The 25,724-nt window shown below is 60.0% G+C and carries 22 protein-coding genes and 1 pseudogene; 10 read left to right on the top strand and 13 right to left on the bottom strand.

Annotation, left to right across the window (positions count from 1 at the left end; genetic code table 11):
• The 3 genes and pseudogenes from Q0478_RS11945 to Q0478_RS11935 all read right to left on the bottom strand — a co-directional run.
• Positions 1–262, bottom strand: a pseudogene (locus tag Q0478_RS11945) (signal recognition particle-docking protein FtsY); the annotation flags it as partial.
• A 103-nt stretch (positions 263–365) separates the two neighbouring features.
• Positions 366–1,049: a lysoplasmalogenase family protein gene (locus Q0478_RS11940; RefSeq protein WP_298679560.1), complete on the bottom strand. Its 684-nt coding sequence runs from the start codon at positions 1,047–1,049 to the stop codon at positions 366–368.
• Positions 1,049–2,734, bottom strand: a complete 1,686-nt coding sequence (locus Q0478_RS11935) for an NAD(P)H-dependent oxidoreductase subunit E (RefSeq protein ID WP_298679558.1) — start codon at positions 2,732–2,734, stop codon at positions 1,049–1,051. Before Q0478_RS11935 ends, Q0478_RS11940 begins: the two co-directional genes overlap by 1 nt.
• Before the next feature lie 172 nt (positions 2,735–2,906).
• Between Q0478_RS11935 and Q0478_RS11930 the strand changes: the two genes are divergently transcribed.
• Both Q0478_RS11930 and Q0478_RS11925 read left to right on the top strand, forming a co-directional pair.
• Entirely contained in the window at positions 2,907–3,926 is a 1,020-nt protein-coding gene (locus tag Q0478_RS11930) for an alkane 1-monooxygenase (protein ID WP_298679557.1), read from the top strand.
• 72 nt (positions 3,927–3,998) lie between these two features.
• The gene (locus tag Q0478_RS11925) at positions 3,999–4,355 is read left to right on the top strand and encodes a hypothetical protein (RefSeq protein WP_298679555.1); all 357 of its coding nucleotides are present in this window, start codon (positions 3,999–4,001) and stop codon (positions 4,353–4,355) included.
• A gap of 7 nt (positions 4,356–4,362) precedes the next feature.
• Here Q0478_RS11925 and Q0478_RS11920 read toward each other — a convergent pair whose 3' ends face one another.
• Entirely contained in the window at positions 4,363–5,151 is a 789-nt protein-coding gene (locus tag Q0478_RS11920) for an SseB family protein (protein ID WP_298679553.1), read from the bottom strand.
• Positions 5,148–5,732, bottom strand: a complete 585-nt coding sequence (locus tag Q0478_RS11915; RefSeq protein ID WP_298679551.1) for a uracil-DNA glycosylase family protein — start codon at positions 5,730–5,732, stop codon at positions 5,148–5,150. Before Q0478_RS11915 ends, Q0478_RS11920 begins: the two co-directional genes overlap by 4 nt.
• Before the next feature lie 242 nt (positions 5,733–5,974).
• Between Q0478_RS11915 and Q0478_RS11910 the strand changes: the two genes are divergently transcribed.
• The 3 genes from Q0478_RS11910 to Q0478_RS11900 are packed head-to-tail and all read left to right on the top strand — an operon-like array spanning position 5,975 to position 9,733.
• A complete protein-coding gene (locus tag Q0478_RS11910) occupies positions 5,975–6,634 on the top strand; it encodes an ABC transporter ATP-binding protein (protein WP_298679549.1) in 660 nt (219 codons plus the stop codon).
• The gene (locus tag Q0478_RS11905; protein WP_298679547.1) at positions 6,612–8,213 is read left to right on the top strand and encodes a capsule biosynthesis protein; all 1,602 of its coding nucleotides are present in this window, start codon (positions 6,612–6,614) and stop codon (positions 8,211–8,213) included. Before Q0478_RS11910 ends, Q0478_RS11905 begins: the two co-directional genes overlap by 23 nt.
• A 26-nt stretch (positions 8,214–8,239) precedes the next feature.
• Positions 8,240–9,733: a phosphomannomutase/phosphoglucomutase gene (locus Q0478_RS11900; RefSeq protein ID WP_298679545.1), complete on the top strand. Its 1,494-nt coding sequence runs from the start codon at positions 8,240–8,242 to the stop codon at positions 9,731–9,733.
• 63 nt (positions 9,734–9,796) lie between these two features.
• On the opposite strand, the gene Q0478_RS11895 is transcribed toward Q0478_RS11900, so the two are convergent.
• From Q0478_RS11895 to coaBC, 4 genes are all read right to left on the bottom strand, one after another.
• Positions 9,797–11,809, bottom strand: a complete 2,013-nt coding sequence (locus Q0478_RS11895; protein ID WP_298679543.1) for a M3 family metallopeptidase — start codon at positions 11,807–11,809, stop codon at positions 9,797–9,799.
• 47 nt (positions 11,810–11,856) lie between these two features.
• Positions 11,857–12,882: a molybdopterin-synthase adenylyltransferase MoeB gene (gene moeB / locus Q0478_RS11890; protein WP_298679541.1), complete on the bottom strand. Its 1,026-nt coding sequence runs from the start codon at positions 12,880–12,882 to the stop codon at positions 11,857–11,859.
• Positions 12,882–13,298, bottom strand: coding sequence for a dUTP diphosphatase (gene dut / locus Q0478_RS11885; protein WP_298679566.1), 417 nt, complete (start codon positions 13,296–13,298; stop codon positions 12,882–12,884). Before dut ends, moeB begins: the two co-directional genes overlap by 1 nt.
• 78 nt (positions 13,299–13,376) lie before the next feature.
• The gene (gene coaBC, locus Q0478_RS11880; RefSeq protein WP_298679539.1) at positions 13,377–14,570 is read right to left on the bottom strand and encodes a bifunctional phosphopantothenoylcysteine decarboxylase/phosphopantothenate--cysteine ligase CoaBC; all 1,194 of its coding nucleotides are present in this window, start codon (positions 14,568–14,570) and stop codon (positions 13,377–13,379) included.
• Between the two features lie 140 nt (positions 14,571–14,710).
• Here coaBC and Q0478_RS11875 point away from each other — a divergent pair, with 140 nt between their 5' ends.
• Both Q0478_RS11875 and Q0478_RS11870 read left to right on the top strand, forming a co-directional pair.
• On the top strand, positions 14,711–15,397 hold the full coding sequence (locus Q0478_RS11875; RefSeq protein WP_298679537.1) for a glutathione S-transferase: 687 nt from the start codon (positions 14,711–14,713) through the stop codon (positions 15,395–15,397).
• A 78-nt stretch (positions 15,398–15,475) separates the two neighbouring features.
• On the top strand, positions 15,476–16,996 hold the full coding sequence (locus Q0478_RS11870; RefSeq protein WP_298679535.1) for a YifB family Mg chelatase-like AAA ATPase: 1,521 nt from the start codon (positions 15,476–15,478) through the stop codon (positions 16,994–16,996).
• Between the two features lie 2 nt (positions 16,997–16,998).
• Here the strand turns inward: Q0478_RS11870 and gshB are convergent, their stop codons facing one another.
• From gshB to rsmI, 3 genes are all read right to left on the bottom strand, one after another.
• Positions 16,999–17,934, bottom strand: coding sequence for a glutathione synthase (gene gshB, locus Q0478_RS11865; RefSeq protein ID WP_298679533.1), 936 nt, complete (start codon positions 17,932–17,934; stop codon positions 16,999–17,001).
• 62 nt (positions 17,935–17,996) lie between these two features.
• Positions 17,997–18,392, bottom strand: coding sequence for a YraN family protein (locus Q0478_RS11860; protein ID WP_298679531.1), 396 nt, complete (start codon positions 18,390–18,392; stop codon positions 17,997–17,999).
• Positions 18,393–18,425: 33 nt separating this feature from the next.
• Positions 18,426–19,253 (bottom strand): 16S rRNA (cytidine(1402)-2'-O)-methyltransferase, encoded by an 828-nt coding sequence (gene rsmI, locus Q0478_RS11855; RefSeq protein ID WP_298679564.1) that lies wholly within the window; start codon positions 19,251–19,253, stop codon positions 18,426–18,428.
• 140 nt (positions 19,254–19,393) lie between these two features.
• On the opposite strand from rsmI, the gene Q0478_RS11850 reads away from it, so the two are divergent.
• From Q0478_RS11850 to murJ, 3 genes are all read left to right on the top strand, one after another.
• The gene (locus tag Q0478_RS11850) at positions 19,394–20,566 is read left to right on the top strand and encodes a penicillin-binding protein activator (protein ID WP_298679529.1); all 1,173 of its coding nucleotides are present in this window, start codon (positions 19,394–19,396) and stop codon (positions 20,564–20,566) included.
• A gap of 7 nt (positions 20,567–20,573) precedes the next feature.
• Complete coding sequence (locus Q0478_RS11845) at positions 20,574–23,345, top strand: [protein-PII] uridylyltransferase (protein ID WP_298679527.1); 2,772 nt, start codon at positions 20,574–20,576, stop codon at positions 23,343–23,345.
• A gap of 109 nt (positions 23,346–23,454) precedes the next feature.
• Complete coding sequence (gene murJ, locus Q0478_RS11840; protein WP_298679525.1) at positions 23,455–24,996, top strand: murein biosynthesis integral membrane protein MurJ; 1,542 nt, start codon at positions 23,455–23,457, stop codon at positions 24,994–24,996.
• On the opposite strand, the gene Q0478_RS11835 is transcribed toward murJ, so the two are convergent.
• Positions 24,971–25,657 (bottom strand): rhomboid family intramembrane serine protease, encoded by a 687-nt coding sequence (locus tag Q0478_RS11835; protein WP_298679523.1) that lies wholly within the window; start codon positions 25,655–25,657, stop codon positions 24,971–24,973. The two genes, murJ and Q0478_RS11835, sit on opposite strands and share 26 nt — an antisense overlap.
• Positions 25,658–25,724: the final 67 nt, after the last annotated feature.

Genomic DNA, 25,724 nt, shown 5'->3' with positions numbered 1-25,724 from the left:
CTGGCTCTGGCTCTGGCTCTGGCTCTGGCTCTGGCTCTGGCTCTGGCTCTGGCTCTGGCTCTGGCTCTGGCTCTGGCTCTGGAAAAGCGGGCGATTCTGCTTTGCTGTCAAGGCTCTGGCCGGGCGCTTCGGCCGTTGGCGGCAAGGCAGGCGCTTGCAGCGGCTCTTCTGTGCCGCCATCGCTCACGATCGCGTCCAGGCCGTCTTCCAGTTTGGAAGATGACTTGAACAACCGGTCTTTGAGTTTTTTGAAAAAAGCCATGTCAGCCCCAGAGATTATTTCTGGTCCACCTGTAACCTGCCGCCCGCCAAGTGAAAAGAGCCTCCTGCGGCCGTGAGGCGCCTGAAGAGCACAGCAAGAGCTGTCAGGGACCGGCGGTAAAGGCGATCAGGAAAAGCGCCTGCGCCAGCCAATAGCTGCTCCAGATCACATAGGGCAGAGGGCGGCGCAGCCTGTGACCCCGGGGCAGCACAAAGAGCTCCTGGGCAAGGGCAAAATCGGACAGGATAAACAACAACGCCGCCGGCAAGACAAGCGCCAGCGCGCCGACCGGTGGCAAAGCCATGGCCGCCACCCCCATCAACAGGATGAAGGGTATGTAGAGCGCCACACCAAAGCGCAGGCGGCCCGCGCGGCGCAGCGCGAGATACAGCACCACGAGGCCCAGCAACCCCAACGCCAGCACCAGCGGCCAGCCATCCTTGAGGCGCAAAAGATCGGCCCCGGGCTGCAAGGCAAACAGCGCCGCATAGGCCAGATGCCCGATGCCAAAAGCGCCCAGGCTGGTGACAAAGGCCTCCGACAGCCCTTGATCGGAAGTCGTGCGCGATAGAAAAAAGTCACCGACCGCGCAGCATGTGAGCGCAACGCCCAAGAGCAGTCTGTCGGCCAGTTGAAAGGCCACCAGGGCCAGAAGCCCGACCGAAAGGGTTTTCAGCACCGATTTCAGCCAAGAGCGGCCCGGACGCGCGCATACAAACAGATAACAGAGCGCACAGAAGCTGGCGGCCAGAAACAGCAATGTCACATGATCGGGCCAGCCAAACATCAGATCTCCTCTGGAAAATGCGCAATTGTCATCCGGATCGGATTGGGCGCAGCTTGCCCAAGGCCACAGATGGAGGCATCCACCATCGCGCTCGAAAGCTCCTCCAGCAAAGCCTTGTCCCAGCGCTCAGCCTGCATCAGCTTCACGGCTTTTTCACAGCCGACACGGCACGGGGTGCACTGGCCGCAGCTCTCGTCTTCAAAGAAACGTAGCATATTCAGCGCAGCAGCGCGGGCGCTGTCTTGATCGGACAGCACAACCACGGCCGCAGAGCCGATAAACGACCCGTGGGGTTGGAGCGTGTCAAAATCCAGCGGGATATCCTTCATGCGCGCCGGAAGCAGGCCCGAAGACGGGCCGCCCGGCTGGTAGGCCTTGAAGCGATGCCCGGCCATCATGCCACCCGCAGCGGCAATTACATCGGTGATCGTAGAGCCCGCTGGCAATAGATAGACGCCAGGGGCCGCAACACGGCCCGACACGGAATAGGAGCGCAGCCCCTTGCGGCCATTTTTCTCATGGGCATTGAGTATCTGAGGGCCGCTTCTGACGACTTTGGCAACCCAATAGAGCGTTTCAACATTGTGCACGAGTGTGGGCCGGTTAAACAGGCCAACCTGAGCCACAAAAGGCGGACGGTGGCGCGGCAGGCCACGTTTGCCCTCTATGCTTTCGATCATGGCGCTCTCTTCGCCACAAATATAGGCCCCGGCACCGCGCCGCAGGTCGATATAGCCTTGAGGCGCGAGCCCGGCCGCCTCGAGCGCCGCGATTTCACGGCGCAAAATCTCAAGGACAGCCGGGTATTCATCGCGCATGTAGATAAAGCATTTCTCCGCCTCAACAGCCCATGCCGCGATCAGCATTCCTTCAAGAAAGACATGAGGTGTGCGCTCTAAGTAGTAGCGATCCTTGAAGGTTCCTGGCTCTCCCTCATCGCCGTTGACGGCCAGATAACGCGGACCATCATTCATCCGCACAAAGCCCCATTTCTTGCCCGAAGGAAAACCAGCGCCGCCAAGGCCCCTGAGACCTGAGTCCAGAACCTGCGCCTGCACCGCCTCCCAATCGCCGTTGTCGCGCAGCTCTGACAAGGCCGAATACCCGCCTGCGGCCTGATAGGCTGCCAGCGTTTCGTAGGGGGGCAGCTTGGCATGGGTGTCCTTGGCCGCAATTGCCGCGGCCACCTTTTCGGGGGTGGCGTGGTCAATATGGTTGTGGCCGAGTTCCAGCACTGGGGCCGTGTCACAGCGCCCCATGCAGGGCGCGCGCAGCACGCGGACCTGCTCAGGATCAAGGCCATCTTCCAACGCAGATTTGAGCGCCTGGGCCCCTGCCAGCTCGCAAGACAGGGAATCACAAACCCGAATGGTCAGTGCTGGCGGCGGGGTTTCTCCTTCCTTGACCACGTCAAAATGGGCGTAGAAGGTCGCAACTTCATAGACCTCGGCCATGGAGAGGCGCATCTCTTCGGCCAGCGCCCGCAGGTGTGCCGCCGAGAGACATCCGAACCTGTCCTGAATCCTGTGCAAATGCTCGATCAGCAGATCGCGACGGCGCGGCGCATCGCCCAGAAGCTCCGTGACCTCGCTCCAGGCCTGATCCTCGAGCTGGCGGCCCTTGGGCGTGTGCCGACCTTTGCCCTTGCCTGATTTCCAGACACCTTTGCGTTCATCCAGCCCCATGGGTGAGAGCCCCCTGTTTTGCGTTTGAAAAGAGCCTAGAGGCTGCGGATTTGAGACGCGAGGTCAAAAACGACCTTAGGCGGATCATTCGCGTTGTCTCCCACAATCTTTGCGCATTTATGCCCCAGTGTCGCCATGGCGTTGCGCTAGGCAGGGTGCAGATGAGGTCTGCATGATATATTTTTCCCTCGCAACTCTGGCGCATGTCTTTCTGCTCGCTCTGGCGGCCATCTTCGGCGGCGGGTTCATCGCTTTCGCGCTGCTCTACATCACTCTTTTCACCGCTGCGCTGGACCGGTTTGTGCCGCATGTTCTGCCGCAATTGCCGGAGGGGGCCGAATTTCCCACAGGCGCGCGCCTTTCGGTGTTGATGGGGCTGATACATTTCGGATTGCTCGGGCTGGCCGTGGCCACGATTTCCCAGGAGGCACAGACGGCCCTTGGGCAACTGGGGCTGTTCTTTGCCTTTGCACTGTTTTTCGGGCAGGTCTCCCACCCCAATGCCCATGAATTGATCCACCGTAGCGCGCGCGGACCGCGCCGCCTTGGCCGCGCCGTCTATGCCTCTTTGTTGATGGGGCATCATGCCTCCGCACATGTTTTGCTGCACCATGTCTATGTGGCCAGCCGCGACGATCCAAGCTCGGCCCCCAAGGGCACAGGGTTTTACCGCTTTTTCCTGATGGCTTGGGCAAGAGGGTTTTTCGAGGGCTACAGGCGCGAGAGCGCGCGGCTCAAGCAAGCCGCAAAACCGCCCTATGCCCACCCCTATCTCACTGATGCGCTGATCGGGCTGGGGATGATCGTGTCGAGCGCCCTGCTTGCAGGGCTGGCCGGCGTCATCACCTATATTGCGTTGGCACTTTATGCCCAGATCCAGATCGTGCTCGCAGATTATGTGCAGCACTATGGCCTGCGCAGAAAGCGCCTGAACGACGGCAAGCTCGAGCCTGTGAGCAGCGCTCATTCCTGGAATTCACCACATTGGTTTTCGGCGGCACTCATGTTCAATGCGCCGCGCCATTCTGACCATCATATGCACCCGCAACGCCCCTATCCGTTGTTGCAGCTCACCCCGTCAAAGATGCCCATGTTGCCGCATTCCCTACCGGTGATGGCCGTGATCGCGCTCTACCCGCCGCTCTATCGCAAAGTCATGGCCCGCGCGCTTGCCCGCTTGCAGCCTGGCTGAAAAACCCCCTAAACTCGCGCTATGTTGCGCGCTTTTTCTTTTGTCGTCTTCTTGGCCATCAGCGGCCTGCCAGTGCCCGCCCAACAGCGGCTGGACGGCGCGGCCTTTGACGCGTTGACCCGAGGACAAACATTTTATTACGGTTATGGTTCCGTGCCTTACGGAGCAGAAGAATATCTCGACAACCGCCGTGTGCGTTGGTCTTTCTTGGATGGGCAGTGCAAAGACGGCTATTGGTATGAAACCCCCGAACAGCTCATCTGCTTTGTCTATGAAGACCGCCCCGACGCTCCGCAATGCTGGGCCTTTTTTTCCGAAAACGGCCGGTTGCGCGCCAGCTTCGAAAACGGGGCCGAAGCGCCGCCGCTCTATCAGATCGAGCGCACCAGCGAGCCGATGCTGTGCCTTGGCCCCGAAGTGGGGGTTTAGGCCCGTCCTAACGCAGCTTGGGCGGCTTGGCCGGGTCACTGCCCGGGGTGGCCGGCCCTGTGAGGGGGCTTGGCTGTGGCACATCAAAGCGCAGCCCCGCCTGCCCGAACTGGGCCCGCAGCCCCGGACTGTCGTTGAAAAAGGCAACATCCAGCGCCATGTCCTCAAGCCCTGAGAACACAAGCGCCTCGCTGGCCGCTTTCGCCAAGGGGGCTTGGGCAGGTTCCTTGGCACCCAGAATTGCCAGCATCAGCCCTCCCTCTTCCTTGGAAACAAGGTAGGCCACCTGCGCCAGCCCCGCAGCGCGGGACAATTTGGCATCCAGCGCGTGCAGCAACACTTCGGGAATATCGGGGCTTCTCAGCGCGGCCAGCCCGCTCTTGCGCTTGGGGGCGGGCTCGGCTTCTTGCGGGGCGGCTTGCAAGGTGTCCCGCATCCAGACCAGGGCCTCGGCTGGCAACATGATCGAGGAGGACGCCACCTCAAGGTTGAGCGCCAACCCAGCCCTCTCGCTGGCCAGCATCTGGGCCATGATCCGCCCGGAGAGCGCCGCATAGGGGGCCGCACCACCCGCAAAAGAGGCCAGCCGCTCAGCCGAATCAAAGCCGAGAACATAGTTTTCCCCCTCTACAGCGATCATCTGAGGCTCGATGGAGCCCGCCTTGGGAGCGGCGTCTAGCAACAAGAAAACTTCAATATCCGCCAGAACCGCATAGAAGCTCATTCTCAGCGAGACGTCCTCGGGGTTGGCCGTCATGGCGGCATGGGCTGTGTCGAGAACTGTCTTTTCGCTCATGGCAGGGCCTCTTTCAGTGCGGCACGCAGCTCGGGCAGCAACTCGGCCTCAAACCACGGATTTTTCTTGATCCATCCCGTATTGCGCCAAGACGGATGCGGCAAGGGGAAAACCTGTGGCGCATGGTCTCGCCAGCGCCGGGTTGTCTCTGTGACGGTGCCACGCGCCCCAAGGTGATAGCGTTGCGCCGCACCGCCAATGACAATACGCAGCTTGAGGGCAGGCAAAGATTGCATCACGTCACTGTGCCAAGTTTGCGCACATATCGGGGGCGGCGCGAGGTCACGGCCGTGGCTGTCATACCCTGGAAAACAAAAGGCCATGGGCACAATCGCAATTTTGGCTCTGTCATAAAAAGCCTCAGGCGAAAGCGCCAGCCAGCGGCGCAACCGCTCTCCGGACGGGTCATCAAACGGGCGTCCGCTGGCATGAACACGCGCACCCGGCGCTTGTCCGGCGAGCAGCACTTTGGCGCGCGCATCAAACCACGGCACCGGGCGAGGGCAATGCGCGGTGGCAGTGGCCGCAAAGCGCGCCGCGCAAAGCCGGCAGCTGTGGATTTTCTGGACAAGGCCGGACATGGCCAAAAGATAGTGCCTGCCAATCGCGGCGCAAGGCTGCAAAGTCCGGCCAGTGCGCGGCAATCGGCGGATCTGCGCAAATAGTTTCAACTTGTCTTAATTTTGCCCCAAACGACTGTATACTGAAACGAAACAATAAAATGTCTGAGTCATCCCCTAAGTGCCGTGTTTTTGAGGCACATACATAAAGCCTTAGTGAAATTGGCTTAGACCTGTCAAACCAGAGAAGAAACGGAGCGGCAATGCTCGAGTTTAACAATGTCAGCAAGTCCTTTTGGACCGGCACGCAGCGAAAGGTGATCCTTGAAAAGGTCTCTTTCCGCGTGGAGATCGGCAATTCGCTCGGCATTCTTGCCCCCAACGGCACCGGCAAGACAACATTGATCAACATGATGTCCGGCCTTGAGAAGCCTGACGAAGGCACGATCTTGCGCGACTGCAAAATCAGTTTCCCGCTGGGCTTCATGGGCGGCGTGGTGGCACGCCACTCAGCCGTTGAAAACAGCCGCTACATCGCCCGTCTCTACGGGCTGGACCCGGACTACGTCGAGGCGTTCTGCCGTTGGCTTTGCAATCTGGGCGAGTATTTTGACCAGCCGCTGGGCACATACAGCCAGGGGATGCGTGGGCGGTTTGCCTTTGCCCTCCTGCTGGCACTGGATTTTGACATCTACCTGATAGACGAGGGAATGCCCAATTCCACGGATGTTGAGTTCAACCGCAAGGCCGGCGAAATCCTGCGCGACAGGCTGCGCACAACAACGGTCATTATCGTCTCCCATCAGCCGCAAGTGCTTGAAAAATTTGCGCGTTCCGCCGCGGTATTGATAGATGGCCGGCTCCAAATGTTTGACACTTTAGAAGAAGCGAAACATCTGTATGACTACCAAACCCAAAGCTAAAAAGTTTCGCATAAAACGCAGCTCCCCGCCCGCCAAGGGCCCGGAGCCGGAAAACCCGCAAGCCGATGACGCCGGGGCGGCGCCCGACGCGCGCAGCGGCGCGGTGGAATCGCCGCGCGAGGTGGCTGCTGAAACAGATATCGACGCCATTCGCCGGGAAGGCTTGACCGGCCGACAGCTGCGCATGGCCCGTCGCATGGCTCAAAAGCACGGGCTGGTTCCTATCTCCGATTTTGACGCTGTACGCCAACTCCGCCTGAAGGGCATTGACCCGTTTCAGGCCTCCAACATGCTGGAGCTTGTGGTGCCCGGCCAACAGGAGGCCGAGGCCGAAACGGGAACTGTGCTGCCCGGCATGGGCAAGATCCAGCTGCCGCAAACCGTCAAACCTGCCAGCGCGCAGCTGCCACAAACAGAAGCCTATACGGCCGACCGCCGTTCTGTCGAAATCACTGAGATCCAACGTGATATTTCTCGCCGCCGGCACAAACGCCTGATGCTGCTCTTGGCGCGGCTGTCTGCATTTGTCTTTCTGCCCACGCTTTTGGCGGGCTGGTATTACTACATGATCGCGACACCCATGTATTCCACCAAATCCGAATTTCTCATTCAGTCCGCGGATGGCGGTGGCGGTGGCGGCCCCTTGAGCGGCCTGATCCCGGCGCAATTGGCCAACAGTCAGGAGAGCATTGCCGTGCAATCCTACCTCACCTCTAAAGACGCGATGATCCGTCTCAATGAGGAACTGGGGTATAGGCAACATTTCTCCCAACCTGAAATAGATGCAATTCAACGGTTGGACGAAGACGCAACCAACGAAGCCGTTCATAAAGTTTACAAGAAAAACATCAAGATAGGGTATGATCCGACCGAGGGTGTTGTGCGCATGGAGGTGATTGCCGCCTCCCCGCAGGCCGCCGCAGATTTTTCTCAGGCGCTGATCTCTTATGCCGAGGAACGGGTGGATGCGCTGTCCCAAAACATCCGAAATGATGCCATGGCCGATGCCCAGCGCAACCTTGAAACAGCCAAACTGGAGCGCCGGCAAGCGCAGGAAAACCTGATCCGCCTCCAAGAAATATACTCCGCAGACCCCACAGAGCAGCTCGCCGCGCTGCGCAGCCAGATCACCTCCTATGACCAACAGCTCCTCGAAAAGAAGCTGGCATTGCAGGCCATGCTCGACAATCCACGCCCAAACCAGGCCAAGGTTGATGGCGCGCGCGGCGATGTGCGGCGCCTGGAGAACCTGCTCAAAGAGCTCTATGCCCGCATGATCGAGCCGGACGCCTCGGGGCTCTCGCTCGTTCAGCAATCCACGGAAATAGAACTCTCGCGCGCCGACCTCGCCACGGCTGACGCTTTCTTGCAATCGGCCCTGCAAGGCGAAAAACAATCCGCGCTCGAAGCCGGGCGACAAGTGCGCTATCTCACCGTGCCTGTCCGTCCGATCGCCTCGGATGCCCCAAGCTATCCACGCAGGTTTGAAAACACGATTCTGGCATTTTTGATTTTCTCGGGCATATATCTCATGGTTTCATTGACAAGTTCCATCTTGCGCGAACAAGTCTCCAACTGAAGACGCCCTTTACAAGAGTATCCAAAATGCACCCAGTTGACGTTTGCACCCCCAACACCTGGTCGTTCCTGCGCGACCCGATGATCACCCCGACAGGTTTTCGCGAATATGATGCGCGCTGGAAATACCCAGAAGAGATCAACCTGCCTGGGATCACAGCGCTTGGCCTTGGCCTTGGCACCCAGATGCACGCCCGTGGGGTTGCACCGGTGATTGCGGTCGCAAATGATTATCGCGACTATTCCCTCTCCATCAAAAATGCGTTGATGCTCGGGCTGATGCAGGCCGGTATTCATGTTCAGGATATAGGTCCAGCGGTTTCGCCAATGGCCTATTTTGCCCAGTTCCATCTTGATGTCCCCGCCGTTGCCATGGTCACAGCCTCACACAACCCAAACGGCTGGACCGGCGTGAAAATGGGGTTTGAGCGCCCACTTACCCACGGGCCAGAAGACATGGCCGAGCTGCGCGATATTGTGCTGCAAGGCCGTGGACAACCGCGCAGTGGCGGCGCCTATAGCTTTGTTGACGGGGTCCGCGACGCCTATATCAACGATCTCGTGGGCGATTTCAAAATGCGCCGCAAGCTGCGCGTGGTCTGCGCCACAGGCAACGGCACCGCCGCCGCCTTTGCACCTGAGGTCTTTGAGCGGATCGGCGTGGAGGTTATCCCCTCCCATACCGAGCTCGATTACAGCTTCCCCCATTACAATCCGAACCCGGAAGCATTGGAGATGCTGCATGACATGAGCGCCTCGGTCAAAGACAGCGGCGCCGATTTTGCCCTGGGCTTTGACGGAGATGGCGATCGCTGTGGTGTTGTTGATGACGAAGGTGAAGAAATATTTGCCGATAAAGTGGGCGTTATCTTGGCACGCGACCTGAGCAAGCTTCACCCCGACAGCATCTTTGTTGCCGATGTCAAATCAACAGGGCTCTTCGCCTCAGATCCCGTTTTGAAAGCCAATGGCGCAAGCGCCGATTATTGGAAAACAGGCCACAGCCACATGAAACGCCGGGTCAAGGAGCTGGGCGCGCTGGCCGGTTTTGAGAAATCGGGGCATTACTTCCTCGCGGGCCCCATCGGGCGGGGCTATGATTGTGGGCTGCGCGTCGCGGTCGAAATCTGCAAGCTCATGGATCGCAACCCGGATATGAAAATGTCAGATTTGCGCCGCGCCTTGCCGCAAACTTGGGCCACACCAACCATGTCACCCCATTGCCCTGATCTCGAAAAATACAGCGTGTTGCAACGTCTCGTCGACAAGATCAAAGCCATGGCAGACGCCCATGAACCCCTGGCTGGGCGCGCCATCAAGGACGTGGTCACGGTCAATGGTGCAAGGGTTATTCTGGACAACGGCTCCTGGGGGCTCGTGCGCGCCAGCTCCAACACTCCCAATCTCGTGGTCGTATGTGAAAGCGCCCATAGCGAAACAGAAATGCGCGCCATTTTCGGCGCACTCGACAGCATCATTCGCACAGAGCCCGCGGTTGGGGCCTATGATCAAACCTTCTGATCTTCTTCTCTTTCAAAATATCGCGCGGGTCCGGGGGCAGCGCCCCGGGGGCGGGCGTTTGTTTCATGTGCCAAGCCCGCGCCCGCGGAGCAAAGCCTCAACCCCAGGCATCCGCCCCCGAAACGCCACATATAATTCGGAAGGCTCCTCTGCCCCCCCACGCGACAGAATATTGCGCTCCAAAGATGCTGCGAGCGCCGGATCAAACACATCGCCGCAGTCCTCAAAGGCGGCAAAGGCGTCCGCGTCCATAACTTCCGACCACATGTAAGAATAATATCCCGCAGCATAGCCATCGCCGGAAAACACATGCGCAAATTGCGGCGTTGCATGGCGCATGGCAATCGCCGCAGGCAGCCCGATCTGGGCCAAAACCTCGGCCTGCCGCGCCATCGGATCTTGCGGAGCCGCCCCCTCGTGAAACGCCAGGTCAACCATGGCAGAGGCCAGGTATTCAACGGTCTGAAACCCCATATCGAAATGGGCTGCCCCCAACAGCTTTTCCAAGAGTGGGGCCGGCATGGGGGCGCCCGTCTCGCAATGGATCGCAAACTCTGTCAGGATCGCCGGGACGGTTAACCAATGTTCAAACAACTGGCTGGGCAGCTCCACAAAATCCCGTGCGACGGATGTTCCGGAGACACTCTCATAGGTGACATTTGACAACATCTGGTGCAGCGCATGGCCAAACTCGTGAAACAAGGTGCGCGCATCGTCATAGCTCAGCAATGCTGGTGTTGCCTTGGCAAAGTTGCACACATTGATCACAACCGGGCTCTGTGCCTGCGGATAGCCTGCTTGCGCACGCATCGCCGAACACCACGCTCCGGAGCGTTTTGAGCCGCGCGCGAAATAATCGCCGATAAAGACCGCAACATGTTTGCCATCCCGGGTCACATTCCAGGCCCGGCAATCCGGGTGATAAAGCGCGACATCCAAGGGAGCAAAGTCCAGCCCGAACAGCCGGTTCGCACAGGCGAAGCTTGCTTCAATCATCTTGTCGAGCTGAAAATAGGGCTTTAGCTCCGCCTCGTTTAGGTTATGCTCCGCCTCGCGTCGCCTGGCCGCATAGTAGCGCCAATCCCAAGGTGCCAGCGGTTCATTTATACCGTCATCCTTCAGCATCGCCGTCAGCACCTTGGCGTCTGCCTCGGCCTGCGCTTTGGCAGGCCCCCAAACATCTCTCAGCAATTGGTGCACCGCCTCCGGCGTTCCGGCCATCTCCGTTTCCAGTTTATAGGCTGCAAAACTTTCATATCCCAAGAGTGCGGCCCGCTCCTGGCGCAGCGCGAGAATCTCGGCACAGATCGCGCGGTTGTCTGTGGCCCCACCGTTGGCTCCGCGTGCGCTCCAGGCCTCAAAGGCTTTGCGGCGCAAATCCCGCCGCGAGGAAAACTCCAAGAAAGGCACGATAAGCGAGCGTGACAAGGTTACCACGGGGCCGGGTTGGCCTTTTTCAGCCCCCGCGGCGCACGCCGCATCAATTACAAATTGTGGCAGCCCTGCCAGGTCACCATCGCCCAGGGGCATGAACCAATCGCGTTCATCTGCCAGAAGATTTTGCGTAAAACTTGTTCCAAGCTGCGCCAGGCGTGATTTGATTTCGCCCATCCGCACATCCTGCGCACCGGTGAGCGCCGCTCCGGCGCGCAAAAAGCCGCGCCGTGTCAACATTAACACCCGCTGCTGCTCTGGGGTCAAATCCTGCGTGTCGCGCACCGTCCAGAGCGCCTCAATCCGCGCAAACAGCGCCTTATTGGCTGTAATCTGCGAAAAATGAGCCGCGAGTTTGGGCGCGAATTCCCTTTGCAGAGCCTCGCGCGCAGCTGTGCTGTCTGCGCTTGACACCGTGTAAAACACCGAGAGCACCTTCTCCAGGTCTTTCCCCGCACGTTCCAACGCCCCGATGACCGTCTCAAACGAAACCGCATCTTGCTGGGCAGCAATGGCCGCGATCTCGCTGTTGTGCCGCCCCAGAGCGACCTCAAGAGCCGGTGCGAAATCGTCATCAGAGAAAGTTTGGAACGGCGCGATCCGGAAAGGCGTGTCCCAGTCTGCCAAGAGCGGATTGTTCATATGATCTTCCTTTTTCTACCCGCCTGCATTGGCGTAAAACCAGCGTTTCAACGGTTCTCTAGAGCACCACAAACAGCGCAGCCCGCGCGCGGCGAGAGCTTGATTTTGCGGCTTTCTCCGTAAAGCCCGTCATAAATCAGCATCTCGCCTCGTGTTACATGGCCTGCCCCGGTGATCTGCTTGATCGCTTCCAGCGCCATCATGGAGCCGATCACCCCGGGCAGCGCGGCAACAACGCCTGCCTCTGCGCAAGACGGCGCCAGCCCCGGCGCCGGGGCCTCCGGGAAGATGCATTCATAGCAAGGCCCTCCCTCAGCGGGGTCAAAGACAGAAATCTGCCCCTCCCATTGCGCCAAAGCCCCTGAAATCAATGGCTTGCCTTGGGCAACAGCGGCAGAATTGCTCAAGTATCGGGTGGCAAAATTATCTGTGCCATCCAAAATCACATCATACTGCGCAAAAAGCTCGCCGGCCATTTCCTCTGTCAGGGCGCGTTCATAGGGGCGCACCGCCACAAAAGGGTTGAGCGCGCGCAGCGCCTCTGCGGCCGATTGCACCTTGGGCAGGCCGATTGTGCCGTCCCGATGAATGATCTGGCGCTGCAAATTGCTGTTGTCCACCCGATCCGCATCAATCACCCCAAGGGTCCCGACACCGGCCGCCGCCAGATACAGCAACGCAGGTGAGCCAAGCCCCCCCGCCCCGACGACCAGAACTTTGGCCTCTTTGAGCTTGCGCTGCCCCGGCCCGCCCAGTTCGCGCAGCACAATATGGCGTGTGTAGCGCTCCAGCTCCGCGTCGCGAAACAGCCCCGTTGGGCGCGGTGCAGGGTCCGGTTGCGGCACCATGCGGGCCTTCAGCCGCGCCAGTCCGAAAGCATAAAGCCCCGCAAGCGCCGCCAGCCCGCCAAACAACGCCCACCCCCCGGGCTCGCCCTGTGGCACAGTCATTTGCAGCCCCAACCCGGCCAGATAGCTCACCACAATGAGCCCCCAAACCAAAGGCCGGGGCCAGCGAAAATACCCGCCCAAAGCCCAGAGAATCCCCATCCATCCGACCATCGCGAGCGCCATCAGCTGCGCCCCGTCGATCCAAAACCACCGGCACCGCGCGGGGTTTGCGAAAGCTCGGCAACCAGCTCAAAGCGTGCCTGCACCACCGGTGCCACAATCAGTTGCGCCATGCGCTCGCCGTGGCTCAAACAAAACGCCTCCTGCCCCGCATTCAAGACAATCACCCCGAGAGGGCCGCGATAATCCGCATCAATGGTTCCCGGGCTGTTGGGCAAGGTAATCCCATGTTTGAGCGCAAGCCCCGAGCGCGGACGCAGCTGCGCCTCATAGCCCGCAGGAATTTCGACCCGCAACCCCGTCGTCACGAGCGCGCGCGCGCCTGGGGCCAAAACAATCTCGCCGCGATCAGCCAAATTCGCGCGCAAGTCCGCCCCCGCCGCCCCCGTGGTTTCATAGGCGGGCAGGCCCAAGGACATATCCGCCCAAGGCTCCCATGCAAATCTTACCGTAACCACATTACGCCCTTCTTTTTCTTGGCAAAAATACTCAAATCCTCACGCAAGAGCCGCTGCAATACGGTCTGCAAGCTGACAAGCAACCTGTGTTTTTTGCATACGCGGCCAGCTCTCGCAGCTGTCAGCCGTGATCACATGCACCGCATTTTCCTCTCCGCCCATGATGCCGGTTTGCGGGCGGACATCATTGGCAACAATCCAGTCACAGCCTTTGCGCACACGTTTGGCCTGGGCAAGGGCAATCACATCATCGGTTTCCGCAGCAAACCCGACAACAAGCTTGGGGCGTCCGGTTTTCATCTGGCTGATTTGCGCCAGAATATCAGGGTTTTCCGCAAATTCGAGCACCGGAAGCTTGCCCTTGTCTTTCTTAATCTTGGACTTTTGGGCGCTGGCCACGCGCCAATCGGCCACGGCCGCCGCGAAGACGGCCCCATCGACCGGCAGCGCCTTTTCAACCGCCGCAAGCATCTCGGCGGCCGTTTGCACCGCCACAACCTCAACGCCCTCAGGCGGAGGCACATCGGCCGGACCTGTCACAAACACAACCTCAGCACCCAGCGCTGCGAGAGCCGCGGCAATGGCGCTGCCCTGTGCTCCGGATGAGCGATTGGCAATGTAGCGCACCGGATCAATCGGCTCATGGGTTGGCCCCGAGGTCACCAACAGGCGCTTGCCCGTCAACGGCCCGTTTGACAGCGCCGCCTTGATGGCCGCAACAATCTCCAGGGGCTCAGACATCCTCCCGGGGCCATATTCCCCGCAGGCCATGCCCCCCGCATTTGGCCCCACCAGCGTGATGCCATCGGCTTGCAGCTGCGCCGCGTTGCGCTGTGTCGCCGGGTGCTGCCACATGCGCAGGTTCATGGCCGGCGCAATCATCACAGGTGTATCTGTCGCCATGAGCAGCGTGCTCGCCAGATCATTGGCATGCCCCCCTGCCATCTTGGCCATCAAATCGGCCGTGGCCGGCGCCACCAACACAAGATCAGCCACACGGCTGAGCTGGATATGGCCCATCTCGGACTCATCAGTGAGGTCAAAAAGATCGGTGTAGACCTTTTCACCCGCCAATGCAGCCACCGAGAGTGGCGTGACAAATTCTTGCGCTGCGGCCGTCAGCACAGGGGTCACTTGCATACCCTGTTCTTTCAGACGGCGCAGAAGATCAAGGCATTTATAGGCGGCAATGCCTCCCCCGATGATGAGCAACAGTCTTTTGCCTGCCAGCATGTTGGGCCTCCAAATCTTCCCGCTGTCTCAGAGTTATGCCGAGCAGACCATAAACTCAATGGCCCTTGCACGGCGTGACCGGCCAGAGCGGCGCCAGAATGCACTGTTCTCTGGTCGTTTGGGGGCCTATTGTATGCGCCATGACATATGATCTTTTTATTGGCGACAAAGCCTTTTCGAGCTGGTCCCTCCGGGGCTGGTTGATGCTGGAACGCTTCGGGCTGCCCTATCGCGCCCATCTGCTGGGGCTCTACAGCGGGCAGTTGCCTCTTGATCTGCTGCCACTTGCACCGGCCCGCAGCGTGCCGGTGCTCAAATGCGCCGATGGGGCCTTGCTCACAGACAGCCTCGCCATTGCGGAAGAGCTGGCCACACGCCATCCTGATTTGGGGTATTGGCCCGCCGCGCCGCTGGCCCGCGCCCGGGCCCGTTCCATGGTGGCAGAAATGCACGCGGGATTTGGCGCTCTGCGGCAAGCCTGCCCGATGCAATTGTTTCATCAATGGGTCGGCTATGAGCCCTCGGAGTCGGTGCAAGCCGATCTGGAACGTGTTGAAACACTGGTGGCGCTGGCCCGCGCCCATACGGTCGACGGGCCATGGTTGTTTGGTGCCTACAGCCTGGCTGATGTCTTTTATGCCCCCCTCATGGCACGCTTTGCCGGATATGGCCTGCCGGCGAGCCCCGAACTGGCCCGCTATCGCGATCTCACGCTGGCCGACCCCGCCTTTTGCGCCTGGCGCGCTGACGGCATCGCACGGCGCTATGATCCCTTCCCCTACCCACAGCCGCTGCCAACAGCCCCCTGGCCCGATCCGATGGCCTAAGACCGCTGTTTCAGTCCATTTGTTAACCAATTATAAACCTTGGCTGCCTAACCGTTAACCATCACACGAGAGGCAGACATGGTTGCACGCACCTATACAGTTGCTTTTGAAGGCGTTGAGGCGCGCGCTGTTGAAGTCCAATGCGCCCTGACCCCCGGCTTGCCAGCCTTCTCGATCGTGGGGCTGCCCGACAAAGCTGTGTCCGAAGCGCGCGACCGCGTGCGCGCGGCCCTCAGTGCGCTCGCCATAGCGCTGCCCTCCAAGCGGGTCACAATCAATCTCTCGCCCGCAGATTTGCCAAAAGAGGGCAGCCATTTCGATCTGCCGATTGCCCTCTCGCTTCTGGCCGCCTTGGAAATTTTGCCCAAAGATGCGGTGGAAGGGCTCACTTCTCTTGGCGAGCTGTCACTGGACGGGGCACTGGTTGCGGTGAGTGGTGCCTTGCCTGCCGCCTTGGCCGCCGCGCAGGAAAACCGCACCCTGATGTGCCCACAGCTGTCCGGGGCGGAAGCCGCCTGGGTGGAGGCCGCACAGGTGATTGCGCCCGCCTCGTTGCTTCATGCCATTCAGCACCTCACCGGGCAGATGCCCCTGCCGCCTGCCCAGCCCGGCGAGCTGCGCGCGCCAGCAGGCGGGCGCGATCTGCGGGATGTAAAAGGGCAGGAACGGGCAAAACGCGCATTGGAAATTGCCGCAGCGGGCCGCCACCATATGATGATGGTCGGCCCACCGGGGGCTGGAAAATCCATGCTTGCAGCACGGCTGCCCGCGCTTTTGCCCCCGCTCACGGCCACAGAAGCCCTGGACACCTCCATGATTCATTCCCTCTCGGGGCTGATCAAAGAAGGGGGCATTTCGCGCCAAGCCCCCTTTCGCGAGCCCCATCACACGGCTTCGATGGCGGCCATTGTCGGCGGTGGGCGCAGCGCCAAACCGGGCGAAATCAGCCTTGCGCACAACGGGGTGTTGTTCATGGATGAATTCCCCGAGTTTCCTCGTGCGGTTCTGGAGACCCTGCGCCAGCCCATCGAGACAGGCGAGGTTGTGGTCAGCCGGGCGAATGCCCATGTCCGCTACCCTTGTCGCTTCTTGCTCATCGCAGCTGCCAACCCTTGCAAATGCGGGTATTTGTTTGACCCGGCGCGCGCCTGCGCGCGGGTGCCACAGTGTGGCGAAGATTATCTCGGGCGTATTTCCGGGCCGTTGATGGACCGTTTTGACCTTCGCCTTGAGGTGCCCGCCGTGTCGCTGAGCGAGCTTGAATTGCCCTCGGCGGGCGCCACCTCCGAAGAGATTGCCGGCAATGTCATGCGTGCCCGTGCACGGCAGGTGCAGCGTTTTGAGGCGGTCAAGGACGTGCATCTCAACGCAGATGCCGAAGGTGCCCTGCTGGAGGAGATTGCCACCCCCGACCCCGAGGGGCGGGCCTTTTTGCTCAAAGCCGCCGACCGGTTTGGCCTGACGGCGCGCGGTTATCATCGCATATTGCGGGTGGCGCGCACCATTGCCGACCTCGACGGGGCAGAGCATCTGCGCAAACCCCACATCGCCGAGGCGGTCAGCTTTCGCGCAAGCCCCACGGCCGAACCTTCACCCTAGGGTCAAGGGCGCTTGGCCTCAATCGCATCCCAGATTTTGGCGGCAATATTGACACCATCAAAGCGTTCCAGCTCCTGGATACCGGTGGGCGAAGTGACGTTGATCTCGGTGAGATAGTCACCGATCACATCTATCCCGACAAATATTTGCCCTTTTTCCCTCAAAAGCGGCCCGATGCGGGCGCAAATTTCAAGATCACGCTCACTCAAGCCGACTTTTTCAGGCCGGCCGCCAACATGCATGTTCGAGCGGGTTTCCCCTGCCGCCGGAACACGGTTGATCGCCCCGACGGCTGTGCCATCCACAAGGATCACCCGCTTGTCACCATTGGAGACATCTGGCAGAAATTTCTGCATAATCAATGGCTCACGGCTGTTGGCTGTGAAGAGCTCATGCAGAGAGGCAAGGTTGCGGTCCTGCGGTGTGAGGCGGAAAACTCCGGCACCACCGTTGCCATAAAGCGGCTTCAGAATCACATCCTGATGCGCGGCCTTGAAGGCCTTCAGATCGTTCAAATCCCGCGCGATCATGGTGGGCGGCGTCAGATCGGGGAAGTCCAGAACAAGGAGCTTCTCAGGGTAGTTGCGCACCCAGAAAGGATCATTCACAACCAGCGTTTTCGGGTGAATGCGCTCAAGCAAATGGGTGGTGGTGATGTAAAACATGTCAAAAGGCGGGTCTTGGCGCAGCCAGACCACATCAAAGTCTGACAAATCCACCTCGGTTTCTGGCCCAAGGGCGAAATGGTCACCCTCAACGCGCTGCACTGTCAGCGCATGCCCGCGCGCAAGAATGCGCCCTTCCCGATAGCTCAGCTTGTCAGGCGTATAATAAAAAAGCGCATGTCCGCGCGCTTGCGCCTCCTCGGCAATTCGAAACGTGCTATCGGCATTGATGTTGATCGGACCAATCGGGTCCATTTGAAATGCGATTTTCATGGGCCAGCCTTCTTGCAGCGATGAGCGCATTGATGGCCGAGATTGGCGCAAGCTTCAATGGCTCACGCGCCAAAAGCGTTTTTGACAATATGGCAGGCACCCGTTCCATTGACCAAGGCCACATCTATTCGCATCAGGCTGAGCCGCCCCTGCGGCAGGCGGGCGGCATATTCTTCACAGGCCAGCGCGATACGCGCCTGTTGCGCCGGGCCAATCCGCGCCAGCGCCTGCGCATACTCCCGGGCCCGCTTGACCTCAACAAAAACAGTCTCGCCGTTCTTTTCAAAAATCAGATCTATCTCCCCGCCTCCACCGCGCCAGCGCTCTGCCAGCAGACGATAGCCCGCCTGCTCATAACGGCGGCGCGCCGACTGCTCGGCAGCAATCCCTGCAAGGTAGGCAGTTTTTCCACGGCGCTGTGCGGGGCGAGACGGATGAGTGCGGCAGTGAGACATCATAAGGCATCTCAGCACATATTGGCTAACAAAGGCTTAAGGCGTTTGCAGCTCAAGGCCAATTTGATAGATTTTGCGCCGCTTGACACCGGTGTCTGCCGCCAGCTTGTCCGCTGCATCGCGCAGGCTCATGTCCTGCAAAAGCGCCTCAAGAGCCTCTTGTAAGGCCTCCTGTGTCACCTCCAGCGGTGCGCCTTTGCCGATCAGAACAACGATCTCGCCCTTCAGGCTGCGCTCTGCCAGCACTTCTGACAGCTCCCCCAGCGAACCGGCAATCACCTCTTCAAATTTCTTGGTGAGTTCGCGGCAAATACGCGCCTCACGCGTGGCGCCCAGAATGTCCGAAGCATCCGCAATCATGCCGGCCACACGTTTGGGTGATTCATAAAAAACCAGCGTGCCCTCGATGTCCGCAAACCCGGCCAGGGCCTTGCGCCGCGCCGCTTTGGCGTTGGGCAGAAAGCCTGCAAAAGTAAACACATCCGTGGGCAGCCCACCCAGGGTCAGTGCCGTGATAACAGCAGACGGCCCGGGCAGAGATGTCACGCCAAAGCCGGCGGCTTGAACATCGCGCACCAGATGATAGCCCGGGTCCGCGATCATCGGAGTGCCCGCCTCCGAGGCATAGGCCACCGATTTGCCCGCCGCGAGCGCCTCAAGCAGCTTGGGCCGCGCGCGCGCGCCATTGTGATCGTGATAGGAAATCACCGGGCGCGCGCCCAGCGCAATTCCATGAATTTCCATAAGTTTTTTGAGTGTGCGGGTGTCTTCGGCTGCCAGAACATCCGCACTGGCCAAGACATCCAAGGTCCGCAACGTGATATCGCGCGCGGTTCCCAGCGGCGTGGCCAGCAGGTAGAGCATCGGCTCCAGCACCGTTTCTTTATGAATCACCCCTAGACCCCCACGTCGTGACGTTTATTATCACCGGCAATCAAACCGGCTTGGACAGACTGTGCGCGCACTGTCCCCGATCTTCAAGCCTCAGGGAGAAAGAGTTATCCATGTTTGCTGTTTTCAATGCTGCTCGCAAGTCCTTCGTGGCCCTTTTGGCGCTGTCCGCTCTGCTGTGGTTGTCGGCTTGCCAGCCGATGGCCCTGTCAGGCAGCGGGAATTTTCAGGCTGGTGTGCCGGTGCGTGTCGCGCTTTTGGTGCCGCGCGGAAGCGAAATTGGCGGGGATACGCTCATTTCCGATTCGCTTGAAAATGCCGCGCGCCTCGCCGTGGCCGACCTTGAAGGCGTGCAAATCGACTTGCGGGTCTATGCCACCGCAGGCGAGGCCCAGCGCGCCGAACTCGCCGCCAAGCAGGCCGTCGCAGACGGTGCCCAGATCATCATTGGCCCCCTGCGTGCCGAGTCAGCCAATGCGGCCGCGGTGGCTGTTGCCCCAAGCGGGGTAAATGTGCTCGCCTTTTCAAACAACACCACCATTGCCGGGGGCAATCTGTTCTTGCTCGGAGCCACCTTTGCCAACACCGCCGAACGCCTCACAGCGTTTGCCAAGCGCAATGGCAAAGACAATATACTTGTCATTCATGATGACGAGATCGGCGGTCAACTTGGCAAGGCGGCCATCAGCCAGGCCATCGCCCAAAGCGGGGCAAGGCTCGCAGGCACAGTCAGCTACGAGCGCTCTCAAGAAGGGGTCTCTGATGCGATCCAGCGGATCAAGGCCACAAAAGAGGCCACGGGCGCCAATGCGATCTTTCTCACCTCCACCTCGGATGCCGCCCTGCCGTTTTACGCCCAGATGTTGCCCGATGTTGGCATAAGCCCCCAGAACACCCAGTTCATTGGGCTGTCGCGGTGGGATATCCCGGCGCAAAACATGCAGCTTTCCGGGCTTCAGGGCGGTTGGTTCGCTCTGCCTCAGCCCGAAGCAGCCACAGCCTTTTCAAACCGCTACGCAGCGGCCTATGGCGCGTTGCCCCATCCGCTTGCCGCATTGGCCTATGACGGGCTCGCCGCGGTTGGCGCGCTGGCCAGCACCGGGAAGCCAAATGCGCTGTCAGGCGCATCCCTGACGCAAAGCGCCGGGTTTCAGGGGTCCAACGGAATCTTTCGGTTTCGTGCGGATGGCACAAACGAGCGCGGCCTGGCCATTGGGCAGATACAAGACAAGAAGCTTGTGATCATTGACGCCGCCCCCCGTGCCTTCGCCGGTGCGGGCTTCTGAGGCACATATGCAATTCAACCTCCCGCAGCCGCCCACCGAGCTGATCTGCCCTGCCGGGCAAATCCTGGATCGGCAACGCCTGACAGAGCAGCTGCAACAGCTCGCGCGCGAGCACGGGCCTGACGAAGCCGCGCTGCGCAAGGCGGCCATCACCCTGTTGCTGGGCCAGCGCAAAGCTGGCATGGAGGCAATTGCAGCGGGCCTTGCAAGCACCCCTTTCGCCGCGAAACAGGCCAGGCAAACCTATTGTTGGCTCGCCGATTGCCTTGTGACAGCCGCTTTCGCGCTTGCCAGCGAGGTGATGCACCCATCCGTTAAAACAGACCCCGCCGAACAGCTGGCGCTTCTGGCTGTTGGAGGTTACGGGCGCGGCGAAATGGCGCCACACTCAGATGTAGACCTGTTGTTTTTGACACCGAAAACCATCACGCCCCGGGCGGAGCGCGTGATCGAATCCATGCTCTACATGCTCTGGGATTTGCGCCTCAAGGTCGGCCATGCCAGCCGCACAATTTCCGAATGCATCAGCCTGGGCGGTGAAGATTTCACCATTCGTACTGCCCTCCTGGAGCAGCGGTTTCTGGCCGGAGAGGCCGCTGTGGCCAGCCAGTTGATCCAGCGATTGAGCCATGAACTGTTCCAAGGCAGTGAAACCGAATTTGTAGCCGCCAAGCTTGCCGAGCGCGACGAGCGCCACGAGCGCCAGGGCGAGCGCTATGTCGTGGAACCCAATGTCAAAGAGGGCAAAGGTGGGCTGCGTGACTTGCAATCGCTCTACTGGATTGCAAAATATGTGCACCATGTGGAAAGCATTGAAGAACTGGTGCGCCTGAAGGTCTTTCAACCCGAAGAATTCGCCTTGTTTGAAAAGGCCGAAAACTTCCTATGGGCGGTGCGCTGCCAGCTGCATCTGATCACCGGACGGCCCAATGAACAGCTCAGCTTTGACTTGCAAGTCGAAGTGGCCGAGCGCCTTGGATACCACGACAGCTCAGGGCGGCGCGCCGTTGAGCACTTCATGCAGGACTACTTTCGCACCGCAACCCGCGTGGGCGATCTGACGCGCATTTTTCTGACCAAACTTGAAGCGATACACGCCAAGCCAGAACCGTTGCTCCAGCGCATTTTTGCCCGAAAGCCCAAGGCAAAAGAAGGATATGAGATCATTCACGGCCGCCTTGCCGTTGCCGATGAAACCCGTTTTCTCTCCGATCCGCTCAATCTCTTGCGGGTGTTTGAAGAAGGGCTGCGCACAGGAATGCTCATCCATCCAGATGCTATGCGCCTTGTCACAGCAAACCTGCCTCTCATTGACGAGCCATTCCGAGAAAACCGCGAAGCCCAGCGCATCTTTCTGGATCTGCTGCTCAAACACGGCAACCCGGAGCGCGCCCTGCGCCGCATGAACGAACTCGGGGTGCTCGCAGCCTTCATTCCCGAATTTGAGCCGATCGTGGCCATGATGCAATTCAACATGTATCACGCCTATACGGTCGATGAGCACACCATTCAGGTGATCTCGCATTTCTCGCGCATCGAGCGGCTTGAGCTTGAGGAAGAGTTGCCCATCTCCACCGAGATCCTGCGCGGCGGTGGCGTGGACCGCAAGATCCTCATGGTGGCTATGCTCTTGCATGATATTGGTAAGGGCCGCGATCAGGATCATTCTGTTCTCGGGGCCCAGATTGCGCGCAAAGTTGCCCCTCGGCTCGGCCTCAACCGCAATGATTGCGACACGGTTGAATGGCTGGTGCGCTACCATCTCTTGATGTCCGATATGGCCCAGAAACGCGATATCGCCGATCCTCGCACGGTGCGCGATTTTGCCAAGGCCGTGCAATCTGTCAAAAGGCTCGATCTGCTCACCGTGCTCACAGTCTGTGACATCCGCGGCGTTGGCCCGGACACCTGGAACAACTGGAAAGCGGCGCTTATCCGCGCCCTCTACCGCCAGACCCGCCATGCGCTGGAAGAGGGAATGGAAGCCCTCAACCGCGAAAACCGCGGCGCCGAAGCCAAGAAAACCCTGCGGGCCGAGCTGTCGGATTGGCCCAAAAAGGACATCAAACACGAGACTGCGCGCCATTATCCCCCCTACTGGCAGGGCCTTCATGTGACCGCCCATGTTGTGTTTGCCAATTTGCTCAAAGGGCTGAATGACAGCGAAATCCGCATGGATCTGCACCCGGATGAAGACCGCGACGCCACCCGCGTGTGCTTTGTGATGGCCGACCACCCCGGCATCTTCAGCCGCATGTGCGGCGCTCTTGCGCTGGCGGGCGCCAATATTGTTGACGCGCGCACCTTCACCTCCAAAGACGGCTACGCCACCGCAGCCTTTTGGGTGCAAGATGCCGAGGGACACCCCTATGAAGCCAGCCGCCTGCCGCGGCTGCGCAAGATGATCGAGCGCACCCTGGCCGGAGAGCTGATCACCGGGGAGGCCATCCAGACCCGCGACAAGCTTAAGAAGCGCGAACGCGCCTTTCGGGTGCCGACGTCGATCACCTTCGACAATGAAGGCTCCGAAATCTACACCATCATCGAGGTCGATACCCGCGACCGCCCGGGTCTGCTCTATGATCTCACCCGCACGCTGGCCAATGCCAATGTCTACATCGCCTCTGCCGTGATAGCGACCTATGGTGAACAGGTGGTCGACACCTTCTATGTCAAAGACATGTTCGGGTTGAAATTCTATACCGAGAGCAAACAAAAAACGCTGGAAAACAAACTGCGCAGCGCCATCTCCGAAGGTGCCGAACGCGCCCGCTCATAGCGACATCCCCTTTTGGCGGACATATCCTTGGGGGCGGGCTCAAAACCTGCGCTTCCTTGTGGGCGGCCAATCGTCTAAACCCTGATCAGGCAACAAGCGAGCGCCCTGAATGAAACAAATTCGCCTTCTCTCAGGTATATTTACCGTCGGCTTTTGGACGCTGATGAGCCGTATCCTGGGCTTTCTGCGCGACATTCTGATTTCTTCCTACATCGGCCCTGGTGCGGTGATGGATGCTTTCGTTGTGGCTTTCCGCCTGCCCAACCTGTTTCGCCGCTTTTTTGCGGAGGGTGCGTTCAATGCGGCCTTTGTGCCGATGTTTGCCAAAAAATTCGAGGCGGGCGAAGATGCGGAAGGCTTTGCCGCCGCCGCTTTGAGCTGGCTGAGCCTTGCGCTATTGGCCTTGACGGGGCTGGCCCTGGTCTTCATGCCAGCGCTTGTCTGGGCCACCGCCGGGGGCTTTGCCGGGGATGAGCGCTTTGATCTGGCCACAGGCTTTGGCCGCATTGTCTTTCCTTATATTTTCTTTATCTCGCTGGCGGCGCTGTTTTCAGGCGTGCTCAATGCCACGGGCCGCTTTGCGGCCGCTGCGGCTGCGCCGGTCTTGCTCAATATCCTGTTGTCCTGTGCCATGCTGTATGCAGCCATGAGAGGTGGCAACGTTGCGCTGGCTCTGGTCTGGATGGTGCCTTTCGCAGGGGTCGCCCAGCTTGCGCTCGTCGCTGTCGCCAGTCGCCGTGCGGGGCTGCGCATTGTGCCCAAATGGCCACGTCCCAGCCCCGAAATGGGCCGGCTGTTGCGGGTCGCCGTGCCGGCCGCATTGGCGATGGGTGTTGTGCAGATCAACCTTGTGGTGGGGCAGCTGGTGGCCTCGGATTATGAAAAAGCTGTCAGCTGGCTCTATACGGCCGACCGCCTCTATCAGCTTCCGCTCGGGGTGGTCGGTATCGCTGTGGGCATCGTTTTGCTACCCGATCTGTCGCGCCGCCTCAAAGCCGCAGACACAGCGGGCGCGCAGAATGCCTATTCGCGGGCCACAGAGCTGTCGTTGGCGCTCACCCTGCCCGCAGCATTGGCGCTGCTTGTGATTCCCCTACCATTGGTATCGGTGCTTTTTGAGCGTGGCAACTTCACCAGCGATGACGCTGCCGCAACGGCTGTGGCGGTGAGCATCTACGGCCTTGGGCTGCCCGCCTTTGTGTTGCAAAAAACTCTGCAACCGCTATTTTTTGCCCGCGAAGATACAAAAAGCCCCTTCCGCTTTGCCCTTGTGGCGATGCTGATCAACGCGGCGCTGGCTTTCGGGCTCAAGCCCTATCTCGGCTGGCTTGCACCGGCCGTTGCGGCCTCGGTGGCCGCTTGGGTCATGGTTGCCCAGCTTGGCTTTGGCGCGCTGAAATTCGGCGAACTGGCCCGGCTGGACAGGCGCTTTCGCCAACGGATCTGGCGGATTGTGCTGGCCGCTCTGGCCATGGCCGCGCTGCTTTGGGCCAGCAATCTTGCGCTCTCTGCGCTCTTTACCGCAGGGCCGAGCCGCTATTTGGCACTCGCCCTGCTGGTGCTGGTGAGCCTTGTGAGCTATTTTGGCCTCGGCCAGCTTTTCGGGGCCTTCCGCCTGGCTGAGGTCAGGGCCGCCCTGCGCCGCGGATAGTGGCGCGCAGACGTGCAAAACCGCCGGGGCTGACCAGGAAAGACACCAGAAAACCGGTGCAAAATCCCACCAGCTCAGCCACCCAGGCACCATCAGAACCAAACAACAGCCCCAAGACCAACCGGATGACCAGCAACACACCTATGAGCTGAAAAGCCCGCAGCTGCGGCTCGCCCAAGGCGCGCAGCTGCACCCAGAGAATGTAGCTGAACGCGCCGATCAGCCCATAAGCGGCCGGGTAGGCGCCCAACAGCACCCCGGCTTCGCGCACAAGCAGCCCCCACGCCAGCGCTCCGGCCACAGAGGCCGCAAAAAACACCGCAAGCACCGCCCAGGGGCGGAATCTGTCGCCGACATATTTGCCCAGCGCCAGGGTGATCGCGGCGGCAAATATCATATGGGTGAAACTGCCATGCACAAAAGGATAGCTCAGAAGGCGCATGAGCTGCTCTGGCGGCCAGCTGCTTTGCTCCCACATCAGTTTGAGCAGGCTCCCGAAGACAGCGTAATCCTCGATCGCGGCCACCCGCCACCCGATCCCCAAGCGCCCGCCCAGCAATCCGGCCTGCGCAGCGGCAAAGACCCCTTCCACAATCACCATCAGCGCAACAAGCGCGACAACCACAGGAGAAATATCGTTCACGGGGCTCTGGGGGCGCATGGCGGCCTCTGCTTGACGTTGCTTTTCTGCATGAGTAAGCCAAGCGCAAAGAAACTTCTAGGCACAG

Source organism: uncultured Lentibacter sp., assembly GCF_937123735.1.
GTDB lineage: Bacteria > Pseudomonadota > Alphaproteobacteria > Rhodobacterales > Rhodobacteraceae > Lentibacter.
This window is presented reverse-complemented; position numbering and strand designations above follow the sequence as displayed.